Source organism: Phenylobacterium sp. FG114 (genome assembly GCF_057809855.1).
On record NZ_JBMDKU010000007.1, the window covers coordinates 203588 to 225747 of the forward strand.

General features: G+C 69.2%; 23 protein-coding genes. 13 read left to right on the top strand and 10 right to left on the bottom strand.

All coding sequences use genetic code 11. From position 1 onward, the window contains the following. Nucleotides 1-40: 40 nt before the first annotated feature. Nucleotides 41-1897, top strand: a complete 1857-nt coding sequence (locus ACODSY_RS14175) for a LysM peptidoglycan-binding domain-containing protein (protein ID WP_488952403.1) — start codon at nt 41-43, stop codon at nt 1895-1897. 15 nt (nt 1898-1912) lie between these two features. On the opposite strand, the gene ACODSY_RS14180 is transcribed toward ACODSY_RS14175, so the two are convergent. Then, nucleotides 1913-2122 carry a hypothetical protein gene (locus ACODSY_RS14180; RefSeq protein ID WP_488952404.1) on the bottom strand — a complete coding sequence of 70 codons (210 nt, stop codon included), beginning with the start codon at nt 2120-2122 and terminating at the stop codon, nt 1913-1915. Between the two features lie 300 nt (nt 2123-2422). On the opposite strand from ACODSY_RS14180, the gene ACODSY_RS14185 reads away from it, so the two are divergent. Next, a complete protein-coding gene (locus ACODSY_RS14185; RefSeq protein WP_488952405.1) occupies nt 2423-2632 on the top strand; it encodes a cold-shock protein in 210 nt (69 codons plus the stop codon). A 57-nt stretch (nt 2633-2689) separates the two neighbouring features. Here ACODSY_RS14185 and ACODSY_RS14190 read toward each other — a convergent pair whose 3' ends face one another. Further along, nucleotides 2690-3529 (bottom strand): ATP-binding protein, encoded by an 840-nt coding sequence (locus ACODSY_RS14190; RefSeq protein WP_488952406.1) that lies wholly within the window; start codon nt 3527-3529, stop codon nt 2690-2692. Nucleotides 3530-3712: 183 nt separating this feature from the next. On the opposite strand from ACODSY_RS14190, the gene yajC reads away from it, so the two are divergent. The 6 genes from yajC to ACODSY_RS14220 all read left to right on the top strand — a co-directional run bounded on the left by yajC (nt 3713) and on the right by ACODSY_RS14220 (nt 8326). Next, on the top strand, nt 3713-4000 hold the full coding sequence (gene yajC, locus ACODSY_RS14195; protein WP_488952496.1) for a preprotein translocase subunit YajC: 288 nt from the start codon (nt 3713-3715) through the stop codon (nt 3998-4000). Nucleotides 4001-4012: 12 nt separating this feature from the next. Continuing rightward, the gene (gene secD / locus ACODSY_RS14200) at nt 4013-5605 is read left to right on the top strand and encodes a protein translocase subunit SecD (protein WP_488952407.1); all 1593 of its coding nucleotides are present in this window, start codon (nt 4013-4015) and stop codon (nt 5603-5605) included. 4 nt (nt 5606-5609) lie between these two features. Next, nucleotides 5610-6551, top strand: coding sequence for a protein translocase subunit SecF (gene secF, locus ACODSY_RS14205; RefSeq protein WP_488952408.1), 942 nt, complete (start codon nt 5610-5612; stop codon nt 6549-6551). Nucleotides 6552-6561: 10 nt separating this feature from the next. Further along, nucleotides 6562-6921, top strand: a complete 360-nt coding sequence (locus ACODSY_RS14210) for an Mth938-like domain-containing protein (RefSeq protein WP_488952409.1) — start codon at nt 6562-6564, stop codon at nt 6919-6921. A gap of 80 nt (nt 6922-7001) precedes the next feature. Further along, the gene (locus ACODSY_RS14215; protein WP_488952410.1) at nt 7002-7616 is read left to right on the top strand and encodes a hypothetical protein; all 615 of its coding nucleotides are present in this window, start codon (nt 7002-7004) and stop codon (nt 7614-7616) included. Between the two features lie 59 nt (nt 7617-7675). Next, nucleotides 7676-8326: a squalene/phytoene synthase family protein gene (locus tag ACODSY_RS14220; RefSeq protein WP_488952411.1), complete on the top strand. Its 651-nt coding sequence runs from the start codon at nt 7676-7678 to the stop codon at nt 8324-8326. 11 nt (nt 8327-8337) lie between these two features. Here the strand turns inward: ACODSY_RS14220 and trmFO are convergent, their stop codons facing one another. Next, entirely contained in the window at nt 8338-9741 is a 1404-nt protein-coding gene (trmFO, locus tag ACODSY_RS14225) for a methylenetetrahydrofolate--tRNA-(uracil(54)-C(5))-methyltransferase (FADH(2)-oxidizing) TrmFO (protein ID WP_488952412.1), read from the bottom strand. Nucleotides 9742-9862: 121 nt separating this feature from the next. Between trmFO and ACODSY_RS14230 the strand changes: the two genes are divergently transcribed. After that, the gene (locus ACODSY_RS14230) at nt 9863-10735 is read left to right on the top strand and encodes a hypothetical protein (protein WP_488952413.1); all 873 of its coding nucleotides are present in this window, start codon (nt 9863-9865) and stop codon (nt 10733-10735) included. 7 nt (nt 10736-10742) lie between these two features. Here ACODSY_RS14230 and ACODSY_RS14235 read toward each other — a convergent pair whose 3' ends face one another. Continuing rightward, nucleotides 10743-11354, bottom strand: coding sequence for a glutathione S-transferase family protein (locus ACODSY_RS14235; protein ID WP_488952414.1), 612 nt, complete (start codon nt 11352-11354; stop codon nt 10743-10745). A gap of 71 nt (nt 11355-11425) precedes the next feature. Between ACODSY_RS14235 and ACODSY_RS14240 the strand changes: the two genes are divergently transcribed. Next, nucleotides 11426-13207, top strand: a complete 1782-nt coding sequence (locus ACODSY_RS14240) for a DUF885 domain-containing protein (RefSeq protein ID WP_488952415.1) — start codon at nt 11426-11428, stop codon at nt 13205-13207. On the opposite strand, the gene uvrA is transcribed toward ACODSY_RS14240, so the two are convergent. Continuing rightward, the gene (gene uvrA / locus ACODSY_RS14245) at nt 13204-16101 is read right to left on the bottom strand and encodes an excinuclease ABC subunit UvrA (protein ID WP_488952416.1); all 2898 of its coding nucleotides are present in this window, start codon (nt 16099-16101) and stop codon (nt 13204-13206) included. The two genes, ACODSY_RS14240 and uvrA, sit on opposite strands and share 4 nt — an antisense overlap. 233 nt (nt 16102-16334) lie before the next feature. Between uvrA and ACODSY_RS14250 the strand changes: the two genes are divergently transcribed. The 3 genes from ACODSY_RS14250 to ACODSY_RS14260 are packed head-to-tail and all read left to right on the top strand — an operon-like array spanning nt 16335 to nt 17685. After that, entirely contained in the window at nt 16335-16715 is a 381-nt protein-coding gene (locus ACODSY_RS14250; protein ID WP_488952417.1) for a hypothetical protein, read from the top strand. Beyond that, nucleotides 16712-17458: a hypothetical protein gene (locus ACODSY_RS14255; protein ID WP_488952418.1), complete on the top strand. Its 747-nt coding sequence runs from the start codon at nt 16712-16714 to the stop codon at nt 17456-17458. Before ACODSY_RS14250 ends, ACODSY_RS14255 begins: the two co-directional genes overlap by 4 nt. Nucleotides 17459-17466: 8 nt before the next feature. After that, nucleotides 17467-17685, top strand: coding sequence for a hypothetical protein (locus tag ACODSY_RS14260; RefSeq protein WP_488952419.1), 219 nt, complete (start codon nt 17467-17469; stop codon nt 17683-17685). 31 nt (nt 17686-17716) lie between these two features. Here ACODSY_RS14260 and ACODSY_RS14265 read toward each other — a convergent pair whose 3' ends face one another. From ACODSY_RS14265 to ACODSY_RS14285, 5 genes are all read right to left on the bottom strand, one after another. Next, nucleotides 17717-19696: an OPT family oligopeptide transporter gene (locus tag ACODSY_RS14265; RefSeq protein WP_488952420.1), complete on the bottom strand. Its 1980-nt coding sequence runs from the start codon at nt 19694-19696 to the stop codon at nt 17717-17719. A 63-nt stretch (nt 19697-19759) separates the two neighbouring features. Continuing rightward, complete coding sequence (locus ACODSY_RS14270) at nt 19760-20356, bottom strand: DUF4893 domain-containing protein (protein WP_488952421.1); 597 nt, start codon at nt 20354-20356, stop codon at nt 19760-19762. A 26-nt stretch (nt 20357-20382) separates the two neighbouring features. Next, on the bottom strand, nt 20383-20724 hold the full coding sequence (locus tag ACODSY_RS14275) for a hypothetical protein (protein ID WP_488952422.1): 342 nt from the start codon (nt 20722-20724) through the stop codon (nt 20383-20385). Between the two features lie 79 nt (nt 20725-20803). Beyond that, the gene (locus ACODSY_RS14280; RefSeq protein WP_488952423.1) at nt 20804-21271 is read right to left on the bottom strand and encodes a DUF1203 domain-containing protein; all 468 of its coding nucleotides are present in this window, start codon (nt 21269-21271) and stop codon (nt 20804-20806) included. A 97-nt stretch (nt 21272-21368) separates the two neighbouring features. Next, entirely contained in the window at nt 21369-22061 is a 693-nt protein-coding gene (locus tag ACODSY_RS14285; protein WP_488952424.1) for a 2OG-Fe(II) oxygenase, read from the bottom strand. Nucleotides 22062-22160: the final 99 nt, after the last annotated feature.

Below are 22160 nucleotides of genomic sequence, written 5' to 3' on the forward strand. Positions count from 1 at the left end.
CGCCCCGAATGATTCTGGCTTGAGCTACCCCGGAGCGGCGATGACGCACCTCTTCCAACGAACCGCCCTGATCCTGCTCGCCGGGACGGCGCTGACGGCCTGCGGCACGCCACGCTACGCGGTGAATGCTCCGGTCCTGCCGTTGCCCCCCGCCGCGGCTCCGACGATCGCGCCGGCGGCCCAGGCCGCGCCTCAGCAGCTCGCCGGACTGGCTCAGGACGCGCCCGCCGTGGCGCCGCGCCCGACGCCGCAGGTCGACAAGACCGAACTTCCGCCTCTGCCGCTCGCGCCGCGCCCAAGCCTGGCGCAGGCGACGCCTGAACCGCCCCTCAGCGCCATCGCCCCGCCGGCCGAAGACGCCTTCGCCCGCGCCCGGTCGCGCGGGCCCGCGGCCACCTACACCGTCAAGAAGGGCGACACGCTCGCCGAGATTGCCGACCGTCTCGGGACCGGGATCGACGACATCGCCAAGGCCAACGGCCTGAAGAAGCCCTACCGGCTGCAGCCCGGCCAGGTGCTGAAGAACCCCAAGGCCAAGGCCGCGGCGTCGACCTCCAAGTCCTCTAGGGAAAAGGCAGTCGCCTCCGAGGCCAAGACCTATACGGTTCGCTCCGGCGACACCCTGTTCGGGATCGCCCAGCGCAACGGCATGACCGTGGACGCCCTGCGCGAGCTGAACGGCCTCGGCCGCAACTCGTCCCTGATGCCCGGCAAGAAGCTGAAGCTGGCCGGCGGCGCGGCCGAGGAAGTCGCCGAGGCGGCCGAGGACGACGTCGCCCCCGCCGAGCGTCCGCGGGCGTCCACGCGCCGGCCCCAGGCCGAGCCGCCACAGACCCGCGCATCCGAGTCCGAGGGCCGCACGGTCACTAGCCGCGAGGTCACGGGCCGGGTGGTCGACGTCTCGACCGGCGGCAAAAGCTACAAGGTCAAGAAGGGCGACACGCTGGAGCGCGTGGCGAACCGGCTCGACAGCGACGTGGCCGAGCTGGCGAAGCTGAACAAGCTGAAGAAGCCCTATCGCCTTCAGCCCGGCCAGACGATCCGCGGCCCGGGCGGGACGGCGAAGGCCTATGTGGTCGGCCGCGGCGACACGCTTTCGGAGATCGCCCGCCGCTTCAGCGTGACCGAGGCCGAGCTGCGCAGCGCCAATGGCCTGCGCCGCGGCGCAGCCGTCGCGCCAGGCCGCAAGCTGCGCCTGCCGGCCGGCTACCGCGACCGCGGACCGCTCACTACCACCACCCAGGTTCCCGAGCGCAGCGAGGCTCCGCCGACGCCGACCCCGTCCGCGCCGCAACCCTACCGGCCCACCCAACGGCCGTCGTCGTCGTTCGACACGCCGCCGCCGGTGGGCCAGGTTCTGCCGCCGCCGCGTTCCGCGCCGCGACCGCCGACGGTGGTCATGCCCGACCAGCCGCAGCCCTACCGCGCGCCTCCTGGCGGCGTGCCCGGCGCGCCCACGGCCAGCCCGCAGGTGTCGGACGCCCAGATCAGCCAGATGGGCCGCGGTGTCTTCGCGTGGCCGCTGCAGGGTCAGGTGATCTCCGGCTTCGGCAGCCGGGGAACCGGCGTCCGCAACGACGGCCTGAATATCCGCGCCAATACGGGGGATCCGATCCGCGCTGCCGCGGCGGGCGACGTCGTCTACGCCGGCGATCAGGTGCCGGGCTTCGGCAACCTCGTGCTCATCAAGCACGCCGACGGCTGGGTGACGGCCTATGGCCACCTGAGCCGGGTTGACGTGCGCATGCAGCAGAAGGTCGAGCAGGGCCAGCAGATCGGCCAGGCCGGCTCGTCAGGCGGCGTCTCTGAGCCGCAGCTGCACTTCGAGATCCGTTACGCGCCCACGCCTCAGGAGCGCGCCCGGCCGATCGACCCGGCGCTGGTCCTCCCGAAGTAGGGCGAGATCGCCGGCCTAGGCGGCGTTGAAGAAGCCGTGCTCGCCGACGATGCGCACCTGGCACGGCTGCCCCGCGTCCTGCGCGGCGCGCGCGCGCTTGTTGGCGGCCGCCTTCACGACCTCCTTGTCGGGGCTCGCATCGGAGAGTTGCCCTTCGTGTTCCACCGCCCAGCCGTCCTCGTGGCGAAGGACGGTGAAGACGGCTCTCTCGGGGGCGTTGCGCATGTGTAGGCTTTCCAATCCGGTCTGTGGCGTCGCCACGTCTGGGCGCCGCGCTATGAAGACAAGCGGATAGAGTACAGTTTTTTTAAGGACTTGTCGCGGGTAGGGTCAAATTATCTGCGGCCAAGCTTGCGCGAACGCTAGAATAACTTATGTTCAAGCGATCGAATATCGCACTGGATCGCGAGCATTCCGCTTCGGCCTCTTGAAGGTCTGACCCGCGGATCTACCCCGACCTCTCCGAGAATTTGATGCAAGCGTCGATGGTCGGCGCAAGATATTTGCACCCGGAAAGGGAACAAAATGGCAGTAGGCACCGTGAAGTGGTTCAACGCGACCAAGGGCTTCGGCTTCATCCAGCCTGACGATGGCGGCGCGGACGTGTTCGTGCACATCTCGGCCGTCGAACGGGCCGGCCTGGGCGGCCTCAACGAAGGCCAGAAGGTCAGCTTCGAGCTGGAGCGCGACAAGCGCAGCGGCAAGAACTCGGCCGGCCAGCTCCAGGCCGTCTAAGGCTCGCAGCTACCGAAAAGCGAAAGGCCGGTGCGATGCGCCGGCCTTTTTCTTTGCCTAAAGCGGGAGCGGCCTGCCGAGCTCGCCGGCCAGGTCGCGGATGAACTGCCAGGCCACGCGGCCCGAGCGCGAGCCGCGGAGCTGCGCCCACTGCAGCGCGCGGCGTTCGAGGTCCGGCGCCTGGAGGTCGAACTTGGCCGCGTAGGCCGAGACCGCCGCCAGATAGGTTGGCTGGTCCATGGGCGGGAATCCGATCCACAGTCCGAAGCGGTCCGACACGCTGACCTCCTCCTCAGCATCCTCTGCGGCCGAGAGCAGGCCCCGGTCCTCCTGGTGTCCGCGCGGCATCAGATGGCGACGGTTGGACGTGGCCACGAACAGCACATTGGCCGGCGGGCCCGAAACGCCGCCTTCCAGCGCCGACTTCAGCGCCTTGGCCGCCGCGGCGCCTTCCTCGAACGAGAGATCGTCGCACAGCACGACGAACCGCTCGGGGCGCGTCCGCAGCACGTCGAACAGGGCGGGCAGGGCGGTGACCTGGTCGCGATCCACCTCCACCAGCCTCAGCTCGGGTGACCGTTCGGCCGCGGCCATGAAGGCGGCCTTGGCCAGCGAGCTCTTGCCCGTGCCACGAACGCCCCACAGCAGAGCGTGGTTGTAGGGGAGACCACTCGAGAACCGCTCCAGGTTCTCGAGGAACCGCGCCTTCTGGCGATCGACCCCCACGAGGTTGTCCAGGGTCAGCGGATAGTCGGGCGCCGGGTGGAACGCCCCGGTGTCGGGATCATGCCGAAACAGCCGCGCGCTCTCGAAGCTGGGGGCGGCCGCCACCGGGGGCGCGAGCCGTTCCAGGGCCTCGGCGATGCGGACGAGCAGGGGCGTCAGATCGGGTTCCATCGGCCGCAGGCCATACACGTAGGCGTTCCATTGCAAAAGCAGGCCTCTCCGCATAGCTTCCGCCGACTTTGGCGGGCCCCCATGTGAGAGGGCGCTCGCACGCCCACTTCTGGAGAGGCCATGTTCGCCACCCCTGCCTATGCCCAAGCCGTCGGCGGCGCCGCCGCGGGCGGTCCCGAGGCCATGCTGCTGCAGTTCCTGCCGCTGGTCGCCCTGGTCGTGCTCTTCTACTTCCTGATGATCCGGCCGCAGCAGCGGCGGATGAAGCAGCACCAGGCCATGCTGGGCGCCCTGAAGCGCGGTGACACCGTGGTGCTGAGCTCGGGCATGATCGGCAAGATCGTCCGCGTCGAGGACAAGGAAGTGGGCGTCGAGATCGCCACCGGCGTCACCGTCAAGGTGGTGAAGGGCATGATTTCCGACGTGCGGGCCCGCGGCGAACCCGCCGCGGCCAATGACACCAAGGCGTAAAGCACCCCCTCGATGATCACGGTCTCCCGTTGGAGGGTCATCCTCGTCGTCCTGGCGACGCTGTATGGGATCCTCTTCACGCTCCCGAACGTGCTGCCCCAGTCCGTCCGGGACAGCCTGCCGTCATTCGTCCCCAAGCAGACCCTGAACCTGGGCCTGGACCTGCAAGGCGGATCCTACCTGCTCTACGAGGTCGACACCGCGGCCCTGCGCAACGAGCTGCTGACGAACCTCGTCGAGGACAGCCGCACCACGCTGCGCGAAGCGCAGATCGACTTCACGGGCCTCGGCGTCGTGAACGGCGAGGTGAGCGTGCGGATCAACGACGCGACCAAGGTCGAGCAGGCGACGAAGGCGCTGCGCGAATCCCTGGGCGCCGTGATGGCTACGGGCGGGCGCGACGTGACCGTCAGTACGGCCCCTGACCAGCGCATCCGGGTGGCGTTCGTGCCCCAGGCCCTGGACTCCCAGGCGGCCAAGGCGGTCGACCAGTCGATCGAGGTCATCCGCCGCCGGATCGACGAACTGGGCACCAAGGAGCCGGACATCCGGCGTCAGGGCGCCAACCGGATCTCGATCGCTGCTCCGGGCGAAAGCGACCCGAAGCGGCTGCAGGCGATCGTCGGCCAGACCGCCAAGCTGACGTTCCAGATGGTGGACGAGACCGCCGACCTGGCCCAGGCCCAGCAGGGCCGCGTGCCTCCGGGATCGGTCCTCGTGCCAGGCGACGACTTCCAGCCCTTCTACGTCATCAAGCGCCGCGCGCTTGTGACCGGCGAGATGCTCACCGACGCCCAGGGCGGGTTCAACCCGCAGACGGGCCGCCCGGTGGTGAACTTCCGGTTCAACGGCCAGGGGGCGCGGCGCTTCGCCGACGCCACGACCCAGAACGTCGGCAAGCGCTTCGCCATCGTGCTGGACAACAAGGTGATCTCCGCGCCCAGCATCAACGAGCCCATCACCGGCGGCTCGGGCCAGATCAGCGGCAACTTCACCACCGAGAGCGCCAACAACCTGGCCATCCTGCTCCGCGCAGGGGCGCTGCCGGCGCCGCTCACGATCCAGGAGCAGCAGACGGTATCGGCCGAACTCGGCGCCGACGCGATCCGGGCCGGCGCGATCTCGCTGGTGATCGGCGGCATCGCGATCGTGATCTTCATCGTCCTGGCCTACGGCCTGTTCGGCGTCTTCGCGGCCCTGGCCCTGATCGTGAACGTGCTGCTGATCCTCGGCATCATGTCGATGACCCAGGCGACGCTGACCTTCCCGGGTATCGCCGGCCTGATCCTGACCCTGGCGGTCGCCGTCGACGCCAACGTGCTGATCTACGAGCGCGTCCGCGACGAGGCCCACGCTGGTCGAACACCCATCATGGCCCTGGAGCACGGCTACAGCCGCGCCCTGGTGTCGATCCTCGACGCCAACATCACCAGCGCCATCTCCGCCATCATCATGTTCCAGTTCGGCTCGGGGCCGATCCGCGGTTTCGCCTGGACCCTCCTGATCGGCGTCGTCACCTCGGTGTTCACCGCCGTGGTCATCACCCAAGTGCTCATCGGCTTCTGGTTCCGCGCGACCAAGCCGAAGAGCCTGCCGATCGAGTAGTCCCATGAAGTGGCCCCTCATCCGCCTCCTGCCGCGCGAATTCCATATCGACTTCGTGCGGCTGGCCCCCTTCGCCGCCGTCATCTCGGCGATCCTCATCGCGGGCTCGATCGGCTCGTTCGTCGTCCGGGGTCTGAACTTCGGCATCGACTTCGTGGGCGGCACCGCCATCGAGGTGCGCACCAAGGGGCCGGTGCCCCTGGGCGAGCTGCGCGCAGCGGTTCCCGCCGCCGGCGGCCACGACGCGCAGGTCCAGGGCTTCGGTCGCCCCGACACCGCCATCGTCCGCTTCCGCACCGAGGGGGCGAACACCTTCGTCGCCGCCGAGCAGGTGAAGCAGAAGCTCGCCGCCAGGTTCCCGGGCATGGAGTTCAAGCCGCCGGTGGTGGTCGGGCCCAAGGTCTCCAGCGAGCTCATGAGCGGGGGCTTCATGGCGCTGGGCATCGCGATGGCGCTGATGCTGGGCTACATCTGGTTCCGCTTCCAGCTGCAGTTCGGCCTGGGCGCCGTGGTCGCCGTCATCCACGACGTGATCCTCACCCTGGGCCTGCTGTCGCTGACCCAGATCGAGTTCTCCATGACCTCGATCGCGGCCTTGCTGACCGTCATCGGCTACTCGATGAATGAGAAGGTCATCACCTTCGACCGGCTTCGCGAGAACCTGCGCAAGTACAAGACCACGCCGCTGCGCGAGGTGATCAACCGGTCGGAGAACGAGCGACTCTCGCGCACGCTGATCACCGGCTCGACCGCCATCCTGGCGCTGTCGGGCGCGCTGTTCCTGGGCGGTCCGGTGCTCTTCCCGCTGGTCTCGACCATGGTGTTCGGCGTCGTCATCGGCACCTATTCGTCGGTCTACGTCGCCCTGCCGATCATCCTTCTGTGGGGCGTGAAGCGGAACGACGAGCCGGCCGAACCGCTGAAGCCCGCCAGCGTCCGGCCGTAGGGCGCGGCCGGTGGCCAGGAATGCGCCGAGCATCGACGCCTATGGCGACGGCGGCTTCCGCCTCGCGGGTCAGAGGCACGACGGCTCGGTGCTGATTCTCGCCGACGAGGCGCGAAGCTGGCAGGTCACCAGCCTGGGGGAGCTCACCCTCGGTTCGCTGAAGCCCGTGCTCGACGCGGGCTCCGCCGAGGTCGAGTTCGTCCTGCTGGGGGTGGGCGCGCGAAACGCCATGCCGCCGCGCGAGATCCGCGACGGCCTGCGCGCCGCGGGCATCGGCCTGGAATTCATGGATACTCCGGCGGCCGCCAAGCTCTACAACCTGCTGACGGCCGAAGGTCGTCGCCTGGCCGCCGCGCTGATCGCGGTCTGAGGCCCAAGTCCCCGTCGCTTCCAGCCTGAAACGAAACGCCCTATACCTCGGCCAGGGCAGGGACTCAGAGGGTTAGTTACATGGCTGGACTACTCGCCAATTTTCGCAACACGATCATCGTCAGCGTCATCCTGGCGTTGATCATGGTGGGCGCTTACGCCGCCGGTCCGCAGGGCACGGGCCCGGCCTACTGGCAGGCGGTCTTCCGCTGGCTGCACGTCTTCTTCGGCATCCTGTGGATCGGGCTGCTCTACTACTTCAACTTCGTCCAGATCCGGAAAATGCCCGACATCCCCGCCGAGCTGAAGCCGGCCGTGTCGAAGTACATCGCCCCCGAGGCGCTGTTCTGGTTCCGCTGGTCGGCCTTGGCCACTGTCATCATGGGCTTGGCGATCGCGGGCGTGCGCGGCTACTCGGCCGAGACGCTCTCGCTGGGCCTGGCCGGCGGCTATGACCCGGCGCTCGACCGCCAGTACACGCTGCTGGGCCTGGGCATGTGGCTGGGCATCATCATGATGCTCAACGTCTGGGGCATCATCTGGCCGAACCAGAAGCGCGCGCTGGGCATCGTCGAGGCCGATGCCGACACCAAGGCCAAGGCCGCGAAGATGGCCATGCTGGGCTCGCGGACCAATCTTCTCCTGTCGATCCCGATGCTGGCTGCGATGACCATGTCGCAGACCATCTTCGGCTAGCTGGCGGAAAAATCCCGGGAAGGCCCGCCCCCGCGGCGGGCCTTTTTCGTTGGAGCCACATGAGCGACGACCTCGACGACCTGATCCGCCGCAACGACCCCGACCGCTGGCTCTCCAGCAGGTTCATCGGGGACGCCGGACTGCGCGCCGACGTCGTCGCGATCTACGCCTACGATCACGAACTGGCCCGTGCGCCGAAGGTGGCGTCGAACTCGCTGCTGGGCGAGATCCGCCTGACCTGGTGGCGTGAGGTCCTGGACGAGGTCTATGAGGGCCGCCACGTCCGTCACCATCCGACCGCGCAGGCGCTGGCGGACGTGATCAACCGTCATGGCCTGCCGCGCGAGCCGCTGGAGGCCATGATCGACGCCCGCTACCGCGAACTGGACGCGTCGCAGATGACGGACCTCGAGGCGGTCGAGTGGGCGAGGGGAACTGCCGGTCGCGCGGCCGAGGTCGCGGCGCGGTTGCTCGAGCCGCAAGGGGAGGCCGGGCTTGCGGTGGCGGGCGGCGCCGTCTGGGCGCTCGGGCGGCGAGGCCTGGACGCCCTGGTGAGGGCCGAGGCCGCTCCAGCCCGGGCCGGCGCCCGCGCCCTCAGCGCCGCGGCGTTTCCGGCGGTGGCCCACGCGGCCTTGGCGCTGCAACCGGCGAAGTCCGAGTTCTGGAAGCGGCTACGGCTGACGGCGGCCGTCGCCACCGGCCGGATCTGACGTCTCGAAACCTATTCCGCCGGTTCGAGCGCGGGCGCGCCCTCGGCCCAGGCCTTGAGGTCCGACAGCGCCCGCTCGCCCATGGCTCGCTTCTTCAGCCGGGTCTTCTCCTTGGAGCCCAGCCGATTGCCCTCGGCGTCGCGCTTCGGCGCTTCCATGGGCGGCAGCAGTCCGTAGTTGATGTTCATCGGCTGGAAGCTGCCCTTGCCGTGCTCCAGGTGCCCGCCCGTGATGTGGCCCACCAGTCCTCCCAGAGCGGTCGTGGCCGGCGGCGCCTCGATAGGCCGGCCCAGGCGTTCGGCGGCGGCGAAGCGGCCGGCGAGCAGGCCGACGGCGGCGCTCTCCACATAGCCTTCGACGCCGGTCACCTGGCCCGCGAACCGCAGGCGCGGCTGGGCCTTGAGCCGCAGGTTGGTGTCGAGCAGCCGCGGCGAGTTGATGAACGTGTTCCGGTGCAGGCCGCCCAGGCGCGCGAACACAGCCTTCTCCAGTCCCGGGATCATCCGGAAGATCTCGGTCTGGGCGCCGTGCTTCAGCTTGGTCTGGAAGCCCACCATGTTCCACAGCGTGCCCAGCGCATTGTCCTGGCGCAGCTGGACGACGGCGTAGGCCTTCTCCTCCGGCTTGTGGGCGTTGGTCAGGCCGACCGGCTTCATCGGCCCGTGGCGCAGGGTCTCCCGGCCCCGCTCGGCCATCACCTCGATCGGCAGGCACCCGTCGAAGTAGGGGACGTGCTCCCAGTCCTTGAACTCCGACTTCGGCCCAGCCAGCAAGGCGTCGATGAACGCCTCGTACTGGTCCTTGTCCATCGGGCAGTTGATGTAGGCCGCCGCGTCGCCGCCGGGGCCTTCCTTGTCGTAGCGCGACTGGCGCCAGGCCACGCTCATGTCCACCGACTCGAAGTTCACGATCGGCGCGATGGCGTCGAAGAACGAGAGCTGGCCCTCGCCGGTCAGGTCCAGGATCGCCTGCGAGAGGGCGGGCGAGGTGAGGGGGCCGGTGGCCAGGATGACGCTGTCCCATTCGGCGGGCGGCAGGCCGGCCACCTCCTCGCGCGAGACCGTCACCAGGGGATGGGCTTCCAGGCGCGCGGTTACGGCCTCGGAAAAGCCCTCGCGGTCCACGGCGAGCGCGCCGCCGGCCGGCACCTGGTGCGCGTCCCCCGCCGACATGATGATCGAACCCAGCGCCCGCATCTCGGCATGCAGCAGCCCCACGGCGTTGCCGGTCCAGTCGTCGGCGCGGAAGGAGTTGGAGCAGACAAGCTCGGCCAGCTTGTCGGTCTGGTGCGCGTCGGTGCCGCGCACGGGACGCATCTCGTGCAGCACCACGGGCACGCCGGCCTCGGCGATCTGCCAGGCGGCTTCCGAGCCGGCCAGGCCGCCGCCGACCACGTGGATGGGTTTGATTGTCATGCGTGGCGTACTAGCAACGAACGCCAAGGATCGCGAGCGGGGCCTTGCACGCTTAAGAGGGCGCACGGCAAGGTTCGGCCTGAAGGGGCTGGCCGAGTCGCACTCGGACCAAGCAGGACGGATGCACAGGTTTTCTCCCAGCGACGCGGCCATGGAAGGCTTCCGCCTGACCAAGGAACACCCGGGCGTGATGCTCGCGTGGAGCGCCGTCTACTTCGGCGGCATCCTGCTGATCGCCATGGTGATGATGGCCACGCTCGGGCCTCAGTTCATCACGCTCGCGCGCAAGGGCCAGCTCAGCAGCTCCGACCTTGAGACCGTGGGCGACCTGTTGGCTGCGTCGTGGCCCGCCTTCATCCTGGTGCTGCTGATGACGGCGCTGCTGATGTCGATCATCACCGGCGGGGTCATGCGCCTGGTCCTGCGGCCCGAGGAGCACGGGTTCGCGCACCTGAAGCTGAGCCGCACCGAGCTCAAGCTCACCGCCGCCAACCTGCTGTGCATCGGCCTCTATGCCCTTTCCGTGGTGGTCGGCGTCATCTTCACCGCCGGCGCGGCCCAGGCCGGTTCGATCGGCGCGGCCCTCGCCATCGGGCTCGTGGTCGTCTTCGGCGTCTGGATCGGCGTGCGGCTCTCGCTGCTGCTGCCCACGGTGTTTGAGACCGGCCAGGTGTCGCTCCGACTGGCCTGGTCGCGGACCAAGGGCCACTTCTGGCAGCTGTTCGGCATGATCGTCCTGGCGGTGATCTTCTACGTGATCGTCTGGATCCTGTTCAGCATCATCACTTTCGCCGTCGTCGAGCTCTCGGGCGGCGAGGCGGCGATGCAGGACATCGGCCGCCTGACCCCACTCACCGCCATCGCCGCCATGATCACCCTGGTGATGCAGCTCCTGCTGCAGGTCCTGCAGATCGTGATGATCTACGCGCCCTTTGCGGTCGCCTACCGCGAGCTGGTCCTGGTCGACGAGCGCGCGGCAGACGATTTCGCCTAGGCCCTTCTCAGGCCTGGGCGCTGGGCCGGGCGCTCACGCGCTCGTGCCAGGCCTTGAGGTTGGCGAACTCCGGCTCCATCGGCAGGCCGATCCACTCGGCGAAGTCCACCGTCGACTGCAGGCAGATGTCGGCCATGGAATAGGTGTCGCCGGCCACGTACGCCTTGCCGTCCAGTTCGCGGTCCAGCCATTTCTGGGCGCCCTTGTAGGTCCCGGCGTTCGACTCGCCGAAGTCCTTGTACTGGGTCAACAGCGCCGCCGTGCGCGGGTGGGCGTGGCGCCAATACATGCCGACCGGCGTCATCACCGTGAACTCGATGCGGCGGATCCACATGTCGATCAGCGCCTGCTCGACCGGCGTGGTCCCAAACAGCGGCGGGGTCGGGTTGGTGGCTTCGAAGTAGCGGCAGATCGAGACCGTCTCCGAGATGCAGGTCCCGTCATCCAGCTCCAACGTCGGCACTTGGCCCATCGAGTTGCGCGCCTTGTGCTCCTCGCTCTTGTGCTCCCGCTTCATCAGGTTCACCGGCGTTTCGGGTAGGTCGATCCCCTTTTCGGCGAGGAAGATGCGCACGCGCCGCGGATTCGGCGCCGGATTTGGCGCGCCGTAGAGGATCATGTGTTCCGTCCCTTCGTGGTTGGAGGCTAGGCTATTTCGAACAAGTGTTTGCGACTAGTGCCGGAGTAGCCATGCCTCATCGCCGCGACGTTCTCTTGGGCGCTGGTGCGCTGGCGGCGATGGGCGGGAGGGCCGATGCCGCGCCCGACGCCGATGCGGCGCTCGTCGCCCTCCTGTCGCGCCACATGGACGAGCACCTCGCCATGTCGCCCGAGGCGGCGGCCTCTTTGCTGACCGACGCCAGGGGCCGGGCGGCGCGCGGGAAGCTCGACGACCGGTCGCCGGCCGGAAAGGCCGCTGCGGTGGCCGCTGCGCGACGCTGGCGTGCGGAACTGGCGAAGATCGACCGCAAGGCGCTCAGCCCGCCGCGCCTCGTCGACTACGACAGCGCCGCTTTCGCCTATGAGATGCTGGACGAGGTGGGCTCGCGCTACGGCTTCCAGGATCACGCGCTGCGCCCGGGGCCTTACCTCGTGTCCCAGATGACCGGCGCCTACTACTGGCAGCCGCAGGACTTCGCCCGGGAGCCGATCAAGAGCCGCGCGGATGCGGAGCTTTACCTGTCCCGCTTGGCCGATTTCGCCCGCGTGCTGGACGGCGAGACCCAAGGGATTCGAACCGACGCCGCGGCCGGTGTGATTCCGCCGGACTTCGTCATCGATCGGACCGTGTCCCAGCTCGTGGATCTGCGCGGCGGCGCGTCGGCTGCCCTGACCGACGGACCGGCCGCCCGCGCCGCCGAGGCGGGTCTTCCGGGCGTGGCCCTGGCCGCGCGCGGGATCCTGGACGAGCTCGTCATGCCCGCCCTCAACCGGCAAATCGCGGCCCTGCGGTCGTTGCGGTTGCGGGCGGGATCCGACGCCGGCGTCTGGCGCCAGCCCGAGGGCGACGCCTGGTATGCGCTCGGCCTGCGCTCCAACACCACCATCCGCATGCCGCCGGAGGAGATGCACCAGCTGGGACTGAGCGTCTTCCGCGATCTCCAGGCCGAGCTGGATGGTCTGCTGCGGGCCCAGGGCCTGACCCAAGGCGCGGTGGCCGAGCGGATCCGCGGCCTGGATCACGACCCGCGGTTCCTGAAGCCCGACACCGACGCCGGGCGTGCCGAGATCCTCGCGGACTCGCGCGCTCACCTAGCGCGCCTGCACGGCCTGCTGCCGCGCGCCTTCCGAACGCTCCCCGACCGCGACATCACCGTCGACCGGATCCCGGTCTCCATCGAAGCCGGCGCGCCCGGCGCCTACTATGAAGGGCCGCCGGCCGATGGCTCACGGCCGGGGATCATCTCGATCAACCTGAAGTCGACCGGGGAGTGGCCCACGTGGCGGCTCAAGACCCTGCTGCACCATGAGGGCGACCCCGGCCACCACCTCCAGAACGCCGTCTTCCGCACCGCGTCCGGCGCAAACCTGCCACTCTACAAGAGCTTCGCGCAGTACTCGGCCTATGTGGAGGGCTGGGCGCTCTACGCCGAGCAGGTGGCGGTGGAGATCGGCGCCTATGAGAACGACCCGTTCGGCCGCATCGGCGCGGTGCAGTCGGCGCTGTTCCGGGCCGCGCGGATCGTCGTCGACACCGGCCTGCACCACAAGCGCTGGTCCCGAGCCGAGGCGACCCGCTGGATGGTCGACGAAGCGGGCGAACAGCCCATGTCCGCCCAGCGCGAGGTCGACCGCTACTGCGTCTACCCCGGCCAGGCCTGCGCCTTCATGATCGGCCGCCTGGAGCTGTTGAGGACCCGGGAGACGGCCCGCAGGCGCCAGGGCGCCGCCTTCGATGTCCGCGACTGGCACGAAAAGGTGCTGGCCGCCGGCCCGATGCCCATGGAGGTGCTGGCGCGGGTCGGGGCCTAGGCCCCGACCAGCTTCTTCTTGCGCTCGGTCTTGCGCTGGCGGTGGCGTTCCAGGAGCTCGCCCAGGTAGCGCCCCGTCCAGCTGCGGGGCTCGGCCGCGACCTTTTCGGGGCTGCCCTGCGCCACGATCTCACCGCCGCCGTCGCCGCCCTCGGGGCCGAAGTCGACCAGCCAGTCGGCGGTCTTCACGACGTCCAGGTTGTGCTCGATGACCACCACCGTGTTCCCCTGGTCGGCCAGCTCGTGCAGCACCTCGAGCAGCTTCTTCACGTCCTCGAAGTGCAGGCCGGTGGTGGGTTCGTCCAGGATGTACAGCGTCTTGCCGGTCGCCCGCCGCGACAGCTCCTTCGACAGCTTCACCCGCTGCGCCTCGCCGCCCGAGAGGGTGGTCGCCTGCTGGCCGACCTTCACGTAGCCCAGGCCGACGCGCTTCAGCGTCTCCATCTTGTCGCGGATCGGCGGCACCGCCTTGAAGAACTCGGCGGCCTCCTCGACGGTCATGTCCAAGGTGTCGGCGATGCTCTTGCCCTTGAACAGGATCTCCAGCGTCTCGCGGTTGTAGCGGCGGCCGTGGCAGACGTCGCAGGTGACGTACACGTCCGGCAGGAAGTGCATCTCGATCTTGATCAGCCCGTCGCCCTGGCAGGCCTCGCAGCGGCCGCCCTTGACGTTGAAGCTGAACCGGCCGGGGCCGTACCCGCGCGCCTTGGCTTCCGGCAGGCCGGCGAACCAATCGCGGATGGGCTGGAAGGCCCCGGTGTAGGTGGCCGGGTTGGACCGCGGCGTGCGGCCGATCGGCGACTGGTCGATGTCGATGACCTTGTCGAAGTTCTCCAGCCCCTCAATCCGCTCGTGCGGGGCCGGCGCGTCCGAGGCGTTGTGCAGCCGACGCGCGGCCGCCTTGTAGAGCGTCTCGATGGTGAAGGTCGACTTGCCCCCGCCGCTGACGCCCGTGATGCAGGTGAACGTGCCCACCGGGATCTCGGCGGTCACGTTCTTCAGGTTGTTGCCCGTGGCCCCGACCACGCGCAGCTTCTTCTTGCCGATCGGCCGGCGGTCGTCTGGGACCGCGATCTCGCGCGAGCCGACCAGATACTGGCCCGTCAGGCTCTTGGGGTTGGCCATGATGTCGGCCGGCTTGCCCTCGGCGATGATCTGGCCGCCGTGCACCCCGGCCGCCGGACCCATGTCGATCACATGGTCGGCGGTGAGGATGGCCTCCTCGTCATGCTCGACCACCAGCACCGAATTGCCCAGGTCGCGCAGCCCCTTCAGCGAGGTCAGCAGGCGGGTGTTGTCCCGCTGGTGCAGGCCGATGCTGGGCTCGTCCAGCACGTAGAGCACGCCCGTCAGGCCCGAGCCGATCTGGCTGGCGAGCCGGATCCGCTGGCTCTCGCCGCCGCTCAGCGTGCCCGACGAGCGGGACATGTTGAGGTAGTCCAGGCCCACGTTGACCAGGAACCGCAGGCGGTCGTTGATCTCCTTCAGGATCCGCCGGGCGATCTCCATCTGCTTGTCGGTGAGTTGGGCCTCCAGCCCCTCGAACCACTCCTGGGCGTGGCGGATCGACAGGCGCGACGCCTCGCCGATGTGCCGCCCGGCGATCTTCACCGCCAGGGCCTCGGGCTTCAGGCGATACCCTTCGCAGGCCAGGCAGGGCGTCTCGGACTGGTAGCGGCCCAGCTCCTCGCGCACCCACGAGCTGTCGGTCTCGCGCCAGCGGCGTTCCAGGTTCGGGAGCACGCCCTCGAAGGTCTTGTTGACCTCGTATTTGCGGGCGTTGTCGTCGTAGACGAACCGGATCTTCTCGGCGCCCGAGCCGTACAGGATCACGTTCTTGGCCGGGTCGCTAAGCTTCCAGAACGGCTCGTCCATCGAGAAGCCGTAGTGGCGGCTCAACGCCTGCAGCGTCTGGGTGTAGAGCGGCGAGGGCCCCTTGGCCCAGGGCGAGATCGCCCCCTTGTGCAGGCTCTTGTCCTTGTCGGGCACGACCATGTCGGCGTCGAACGCCAGCTTGGCGCCCAGGCCGTCGCACACCGGGCAGGCGCCGTACGGGTTGTTGAACGAGAACAGCCGCGGCTCGACCTCGGTGATCGTGAAGCCGGAGACCGGGCAGGCGAACTTCTCGGAGAACAGCATGCGCCTGGGCTCGTTCTCGGTCGGGTCCTTGTCGGCCCACTCGGCCACGGCGATCCCGTCCGCGAGCTTGAGCGCGGTCTCGAGGCTGTCGGCGTAGCGAGCCTCCTGGCCCGCCTTGGTGACGATCCTGTCCACCACGATGTCGATGTCGTGTTTGAACTTCTTGTCGAGGGCAGGCGCGTCCTCGATCAGCATCAGCTCGCCGTTGATCTTCACGCGCTGAAAGCCCGCCTTCTGCCACTCGGCGAATTCCTTGCGGTACTCGCCCTTGCGGCCGCGCACGACGGGGGCCAGCAGGTTCAGGCGCGTGCCGTCCGGCAGCGCATTCAGCTTGTCGACCATCATGGAGATGGTCTGGCTCTCGATCGGCAGGCCGGTGGCCGGCGAATAGGGCACGCCCACCCGCGCCCACAGCAGGCGCATGTAGTCGTGGATCTCGGTGACCGTGCCGACGGTCGACCGCGGATTGCGGCTGGTGGTCTTCTGCTCGATCGAGATGGCCGGCGACAGGCCCTCGATCAGGTCCACGTCCGGCTTGCTCATCAGCTCCAGGAACTGTCGCGCATAGGCCGACAGGCTCTCGACGTAGCGGCGCTGGCCCTCGGCATAGATCGTGTCGAAGGCGAGCGAGCTCTTGCCGGAGCCGGACAGCCCGGTGATGACGACGAGTTCGCCGCGCGGAATGTCGACGCTCACGTCCTTGAGATTGTGCTCGCGCGCACCGCGCACGCGGATGAGGTTGTGCTGGTCGGCCATACTGTCCCGGAAACACGGAGAGCCCGCGAAAGGGTCCTTTCGCGAGGCCGCCTAATGTAGGTGACGGGACTCAGGGATAACACGGGAACGGACCGCGAACAAAGCGCCTGCGACCATGCGCGCGCGTAGGCTGCTGACACCATGGTGGCAGCAGAGTCTCCGCTCTGTCGGATCGCCAAAAGGCTGTGGCTTGTCGGGGCGCGACCTAAGGTATAAGCTTAACTATGATGCGGATGCTCGCGATCCTGGCGCTCGCGCTCTCCTTGGGAGGGTGCGCGGCCGTGGAGGCGGGCGACGACCGCCCCGGCTATCTGCTGGGAGTGATGCAGACCAAGCCGGTCGAAAAGGTCGGCGACATCCGAGCCGTCGATCGGCGCGTGTTGGGCCTCGGCTGGGGCGCTGGCGGATTCGTCGGCTGGCGCCGCTCGGAGGAGGTCTCTGCCGACCCGGCCCAGTGCCAGTTGATTGTGATCATTCGGTCCACGGTGGAGGCCGCCCAGGCCGCCAGGATTCTCGCTGAACTCGGGGAGCGACCAGCTTGCATCGCCAATTTTTCGGGCGCCTCGCCGCCCTTGCCGTCGCAGCCGCCGCCTTCAGCGGCTGCGCACAGATGACGCGTCATTCCAACACGCTCATCTTCGCGACCAATACGAGCTTCGGCATCACGGCCGGCACGACCGCCTCCAATGTGCCTTCGGTCAGCGTGGGGTACGAGCGTCAGGAGGCGGTGGTCATGCCCCTGGTGGCCAATGTGAAGGCCGACGACAACGGCAATCTGCAGCCTTGCGCCGTGAGCCCCGCGGTGCAGGCCTCCATGACCGCCACGGACCTGCCACCCTGCATCCTGGTCGGCCGGCGCGGGGATAGCCTCGACACCTACTCGGTCCTGGGCAGCTTCGGGGCCAAGTTCAACGGCAGCGGCAACAACGCCACGGCGAGCGGCGGCGTGGCGCAGTATTTCGCGACCGGGTTGGCTGCCCAGATGCTGGCGCTGAAGGGCGGCGCGGCGTTGGTCGCCACCAGCGAGGCCGCCGACAGCGCGGCGGCCACGCCGGCGACCGGGGAACTGGCCGCCTTGCTGGACGACCCCAAGCGCGTCGCCGCGGCGGTGGCGGCGGCCGAACAGTCGACCGCCCTCCGGGGCAAGGTCGTCACCTATCTGGGCGGGCTGCCGGATGCGGAATTCCAGCCGAAGCTCGCCGCGCTCGACGCGGCGGCCGGCGCGCGCGGCAGTATCGTGGCGCGCTGCAACGGCCAGTCCCGCGCCCAGTGTCTGGAGCGCCTCAACGCGGGCCAGGCCATCGACTTCATCGATCCCGGTACGCTGGCCAACGCGCTGGCGGCCATCAGCAAATAGGGTGGGGAATGACCCAGACCTTAGTGAGCTTTCACCCGACGGCCGCCGCGGCCGCCGACCAGGGGCGGCGCCTGCTGCAGCAGGGCTACCGGATCGCGATCGCAGGTCCGGCCGACGACTCGGACCTGCAGGGGACCGGCGCCGAAGCAAGGGACGGCCCTGTCGACGATCGCCCGTTCGTGCTGGTGGCCACCGACGCCGAGCTTGAGACGCGCGAGCCCGCTTAACGGGGTTCCGGCCGTCGCTGCCGCCAAGCGGCTAGGCCCTTCGGCGGGCGGCCCAGGCGTAGAGCCCGCCCGTGACCGCCACATAGCCGACGATCGCCAGCACCGGCGCGGGCGGGAAGCCCTCGGGCACGATGGCCAGCGGCGAGCCGGAGTTTGTCGCCACGATCAGGCCCGACAGCGCGACGTTGAACAGGCTCTCGCCGACAATCAGGCCCGACACCACCAGCACGCCCAGGCGCTTGGCGGCCTCGCCGTCGGGGCGCCGCGCCGCCCGCCTGTCGTAGAGCCAGCCCGCGACGGCGCCGGCCACCACCGGCAGGATCAGCGTGGCCGGCAGGTAGATCGCCATGCCCACGCCCAGCGGCGGCAGGCTGTACTTCTTAGTCCGCCGCAGCAGCTCGTCGACGACGATGAGTCCGACGCCGACCAGCGCGCCGACTCCGATCAGCCCCCAGTCCAGGTCCCCCGAGATCACCCCTTTGGCGATGGTCGAGATCAGGGTCGCCTGCGGCGCGGGCAGGGGATCGTCGGCGATGGCGTTCAGATTGGCGGCGCCCGCGAAGCCGTTCGAACGGTCGAGCAGGTCCAGGATGATTGGGATCATCGCCGATCCCGCGATCACGCCCACCACCAGCGCGGCCTGCTGGCGCCAGGGCGTGGCGTCGACGAGCTGGCCGGTCTTGAGGTCCTGCAGGTTGTCGTTGGCGGCCACGGCCACGGCCAGCAAGGCCCCGGTCACCAGCAGGGCGAAGGCGATGGCCGGCTTGGCGTCGCCCAGCACCATGCCGCCGCAGATAGCCGCCACGATCAGCGACGCCCCGAGGACGGCCAGGATCGCCAGGCCGGACACCGGGCTGTTCGACGAACCGATCAGGCCGGCCATGTAGCCGCAGACCCCGGCGATCGCGAAGCCGATGACCGCGATGTAGGCCAGCGCCGCCAGGGTGAGCGGGATGGCGAGCGGCGCCAGTTCTCCGGTCGCGACGAAGCTGTGGATCAGCAGGCCCATGGGGATCAGGCAGACGGCCGACACGCCCGCCACCACCCCGATCGGGATGTCCTGCTCGGTGCGGTCGAGGCCCGAACCGGCGCCCGCGGCGCGTTGCGCCTGGGCGGCGAGGGCGCTCGAGATGCCGTTCCAGACGGGGGCCGCCAGCTTGGCCAGTGTCCAGATCGCCGAAATGCCGATGGCGCCGGCGCCGATGAACCGGACCTTCGAGGTCCAGATCGCCCCCGCGGCGTCGGCCGCCGAGGCCGCCGCGTCGGGATACATCACGGTCAGGACCGGCACCGCGATCCCCCACGCGATGACCACGCCGGCCAGCATCGCCATCCCCACGGCCACACCCATCAGGTGGCCGGCGCCGAACAGGGCCAGCGACATCGAGGCGCCGAAACCCGTGGCGCCCGCGCCGACCCGGAAATAGGTCGCGACCTCTCCGGCGAAGGCGCGGGTCCCGACCGCCGCCGCGTAAAGCGCCGACCCGGCGGCGCCCAGCACGATGGCCATCAGGCCGCGGCGGCCGTCGGCCTCGGTCTCGGGGTTCTCGCCGCGCACGCCCGAACCCACCTTCAGCACCTCGGCGGCGGCGACGCCTTCGGGGTAGGGCAGGGGCGAGTTGGTCACCAGCGCCCGGCGCAGCGGCACGGTGTACATGACGCCCAGTACGCCCCCGATCGCGCAGAGGCCGAACGTCGACCAGAAGGGAAAACCGTTCCACGCGCCCACGATCACCAGGCCCGGCAGGACGAAGATCACCGAGGCCATGGCCCCCGCGGCCGAGGCCACGGTCTGGACGATGTTGTTCTCCCAGATCGTCGCGTCCTTGAACGCGCGGAGCAGGGCCATGGAGATGATGGCCGCCGGGATCGACGTCGCGATGGTCAACCCCACCTTGAGGCCCAGGTAGACGTTGGCTGCCGTGAACACGAGGCAGATCAGCACGCCCAGGATGACGCCCCGGACCGTCAGCTCTACCCGCTTGGCCGAAGCCGCCGCCTGTTCCGTCACGCAAATGCCCCTGGAGTCGCTGCTGGAGTTAGAGCCCGACCCGGGCCGACGCTCAAGCAACCTCTAGCGCGTGCGGCGCAGCTCCAGGATATCCAGTTTGGACTCGTAGGCCGGCCACGGGAAAGCCACCCGCCAACGCTCGTTTCCCACCCGGCGCACCTCACCGACGAGGTCGCGGTCGGCGTCGGCGCCGTAGCGCGGCGTCCGGGTCTCATCGCCCAGCTCCAGGACGCCCACGAACCGCGCCGCGCGTCGTTCGTCGGGGCAGATCAGGCCCACGGGCCGCTGCGAGCCTGTCGTCTTGCGCAGGATCAGGTCGCCGCCAGGCGTAAGCGTCACCTGGCACTTGAACCAGCCGTACGCGATGTAGGGCAGCATTCCCTCCGTCGCCGCGCCCAGCTTGATTGTCCGGCACTGGTAACGTCCGGGGGTGGGCTGCGGGCGGTTGAGGTCGACGCGGGGGTCGGCCACTGGCCCGAGCCGTCGCAATTCGTCGCCGGCTCCACCGCGAATGGCGTCCGCGCGCCCCGCCTTCCAGGCCTGGTCCAGGCGGGACAACCGCTCGGTATCGGCGCGGGTCGGCTGGCACGTCGTCGCCAGCGCCTGGGCTTGGGACGAAGCGGCGGCGAGGCTCAGCGCGAGCGTCAGGGATTTCAGCATCCTGCGGGCGTCGTCCGGCGCAGGGTTCAGAACCTGCGCTTGAAGGCTAGCTTCGTCGGACCCACCCGGAAACCCTGGTCGTCGGTCCATTCATCCTTGGCCGGCACGTCTACGTCGGGAACCTGGCCGAGCTCGTGCCGCGCGGACAGCTTAAGGACGGGGGCCGCGGCGGGGCTGTACGCCGTTTGGGGCGCGCTCCAAATGCGGCGCGCGGAGGCTTCGCGGCCGAGGGTCATGGGCAGGCGCTTCTGCGCGGTCATCTGCGGGGCGCCCGCGACGACGGTCGCGGGCCATCCCTGGGCGGCGGCGGGAAGCGGGGCCGAGACCACCACGGCGGCGGCGATCAGGAGCTTCGGCAGGCGGTCCAATTCAAGCTCTCCAGCGTGTAACCGACCGGCAGAACCCCCTCAGATCACTTTGGTTTCACGTTGTTACATCACCGATCCGTTAGGCCCGCTCTATGCGCGCGGCATAGCAGCCGGCGCCGGCGTAGTGGGCGTGCAGGTAGGCCACCCGCGGATCGGCTAGCAGCCGATCGATCGCGGCCGGCAGGTCGGCGGTCGGCGTGATGTCGGCGTCGACCATCATGCCGTCGCCGTCGAACGCGCGCAGCGACAGGAACTTGCGCGCGCGGAACGCCGGTGGGATCTCGCCCTCCGCGAATCTGCGGTCCTCCGCGCCTTCCCGCACGAAGATCGCATGGCGCGAACGGAACGGGGTGTCGGCCGGCTGATGCTCGTAGTTCATGAGCAGGACGGTCTCACCGGGCTCGGCGTCCGCCAACGTCACACGGCATGGCGAGCCGGGACCATCGACGATGCGCCGGACGATGCCCCGCTGGGCCAACTCGGCGTCGGACAAGGCGAAGAGGGGCTCGAATTGCGCCACCGGCAGGGCGCTGACGATGAACGACATGGGGTGTCCTTTCTGTTGATCCGAGGATCGGCCTGGGCGGACCCCGAGCCAATGTGTCGAAGCCAACACATGGCCGAAAGCCGCTAGCCGGTAGGGCCTATTGGGCGTCGTGGAAGATGATCCCCAGCGTGTGCCGCCGGCCGGCGCGGAGCCGGCTCACGCCATGGCGCAGGTTCACGCGATAGATCCCTCGTCCGCCCTGGACCGGACGGTGGTGGACAGGGAAGACGACGGCGTCGCCCTGGCGCAGGGGCACGACCTCGGCCCGAGACTGCATCCGCGGCCGCTGCTCGGTCAGCACGAACTCGCCGCCCTCGAAGTCGCGTCCCGGTTCGGACAGCAGCACGGCGACCTGAAGCGGGAAGACGTGCTCGCCGTAAAGATCCTGGTGCAGGCAGTTGTAGTCGCCGGGGCCGTAGCGCAGCAGGAGCGGCGTGGGCCTCACCTGGCCGGCCTGATGGCAACGAGCGACATATTCGGCATGGGTCGGAGGATAGCGGACGCGCTCGCCCAGCGCCGTGTTCCAGCGGTTGGAGATCTCGGCGAGCGGCGGATAGAGCGCGGCCCTCAGATCGGCGATCGGTTCGGGCAGCGGATAGGCGAAGTAGCGGTATTCGCCCTGGCCGAAGCCGTGGCGCGCCATGACCACCGTCGAGCGGAAGCCGGCTCCGTCGTAGCGGGCGGCCATGGCCTCGCACTCGCTGGGTGGCAGAAGGCCGGAAAGCACGGCGCAGCCATGAGCGTTGAGCTCGCGCTCGGCGATGTCCCACGGGATGTCTTGCAGCATCATGCGCCGGAGATGGCCGCCTCGCGGCCCGGCGCCAACCCGGCGCGGCCATGGCATGTCCGGATTGCGCCAAACCTGCTCCGCGCCTAGATAGCCGACCTC

Bases quoted from the DNA above. Each gene is read 5' to 3' on its own strand.
- ACODSY_RS14185 (WP_488952405.1), top strand. From the start codon at position 2,423: ATGGCAGTAGGCACCGTGAAGTGGTTCAACGCGACCAAGGGCTTCGGC.
- yajC (WP_488952496.1), top strand. From the start codon at position 3,713: ATGCTGCTGCAGTTCCTGCCGCTGGTCGCCCTGGTCGTGCTCTTCTAC.
- ACODSY_RS14260 (WP_488952419.1), top strand. From the start codon at position 17,467: ATGACCCAGACCTTAGTGAGCTTTCACCCGACGGCCGCCGCGGCCGCC.
- ACODSY_RS14250 (WP_488952417.1), top strand. From the start codon at position 16,335: ATGCTCGCGATCCTGGCGCTCGCGCTCTCCTTGGGAGGGTGCGCGGCC.
- ACODSY_RS14175 (WP_488952403.1), top strand. From the start codon at position 41: ATGACGCACCTCTTCCAACGAACCGCCCTGATCCTGCTCGCCGGGACG.
- trmFO (WP_488952412.1), bottom strand. From the start codon at position 9,741: ATGACAATCAAACCCATCCACGTGGTCGGCGGCGGCCTGGCCGGCTCG.
- uvrA (WP_488952416.1), bottom strand. From the start codon at position 16,101: ATGGCCGACCAGCACAACCTCATCCGCGTGCGCGGTGCGCGCGAGCAC.
- secD (WP_488952407.1), top strand. From the start codon at position 4,013: ATGATCACGGTCTCCCGTTGGAGGGTCATCCTCGTCGTCCTGGCGACG.
- ACODSY_RS14270 (WP_488952421.1), bottom strand. From the start codon at position 20,356: ATGCTGAAATCCCTGACGCTCGCGCTGAGCCTCGCCGCCGCTTCGTCC.
- ACODSY_RS14190 (WP_488952406.1), bottom strand. From the start codon at position 3,529: ATGGAACCCGATCTGACGCCCCTGCTCGTCCGCATCGCCGAGGCCCTG.
- ACODSY_RS14180 (WP_488952404.1), bottom strand. From the start codon at position 2,122: ATGCGCAACGCCCCCGAGAGAGCCGTCTTCACCGTCCTTCGCCACGAG.
- secF (WP_488952408.1), top strand. From the start codon at position 5,610: ATGAAGTGGCCCCTCATCCGCCTCCTGCCGCGCGAATTCCATATCGAC.
- ACODSY_RS14230 (WP_488952413.1), top strand. From the start codon at position 9,863: ATGCACAGGTTTTCTCCCAGCGACGCGGCCATGGAAGGCTTCCGCCTG.
- ACODSY_RS14220 (WP_488952411.1), top strand. From the start codon at position 7,676: ATGAGCGACGACCTCGACGACCTGATCCGCCGCAACGACCCCGACCGC.
- ACODSY_RS14280 (WP_488952423.1), bottom strand. From the start codon at position 21,271: ATGTCGTTCATCGTCAGCGCCCTGCCGGTGGCGCAATTCGAGCCCCTC.
- ACODSY_RS14285 (WP_488952424.1), bottom strand. From the start codon at position 22,061: ATGATGCTGCAAGACATCCCGTGGGACATCGCCGAGCGCGAGCTCAAC.
- ACODSY_RS14240 (WP_488952415.1), top strand. From the start codon at position 11,426: ATGCCTCATCGCCGCGACGTTCTCTTGGGCGCTGGTGCGCTGGCGGCG.
- ACODSY_RS14255 (WP_488952418.1), top strand. From the start codon at position 16,712: ATGACGCGTCATTCCAACACGCTCATCTTCGCGACCAATACGAGCTTC.
- ACODSY_RS14215 (WP_488952410.1), top strand. From the start codon at position 7,002: ATGGCTGGACTACTCGCCAATTTTCGCAACACGATCATCGTCAGCGTC.
- ACODSY_RS14235 (WP_488952414.1), bottom strand. From the start codon at position 11,354: ATGATCCTCTACGGCGCGCCAAATCCGGCGCCGAATCCGCGGCGCGTG.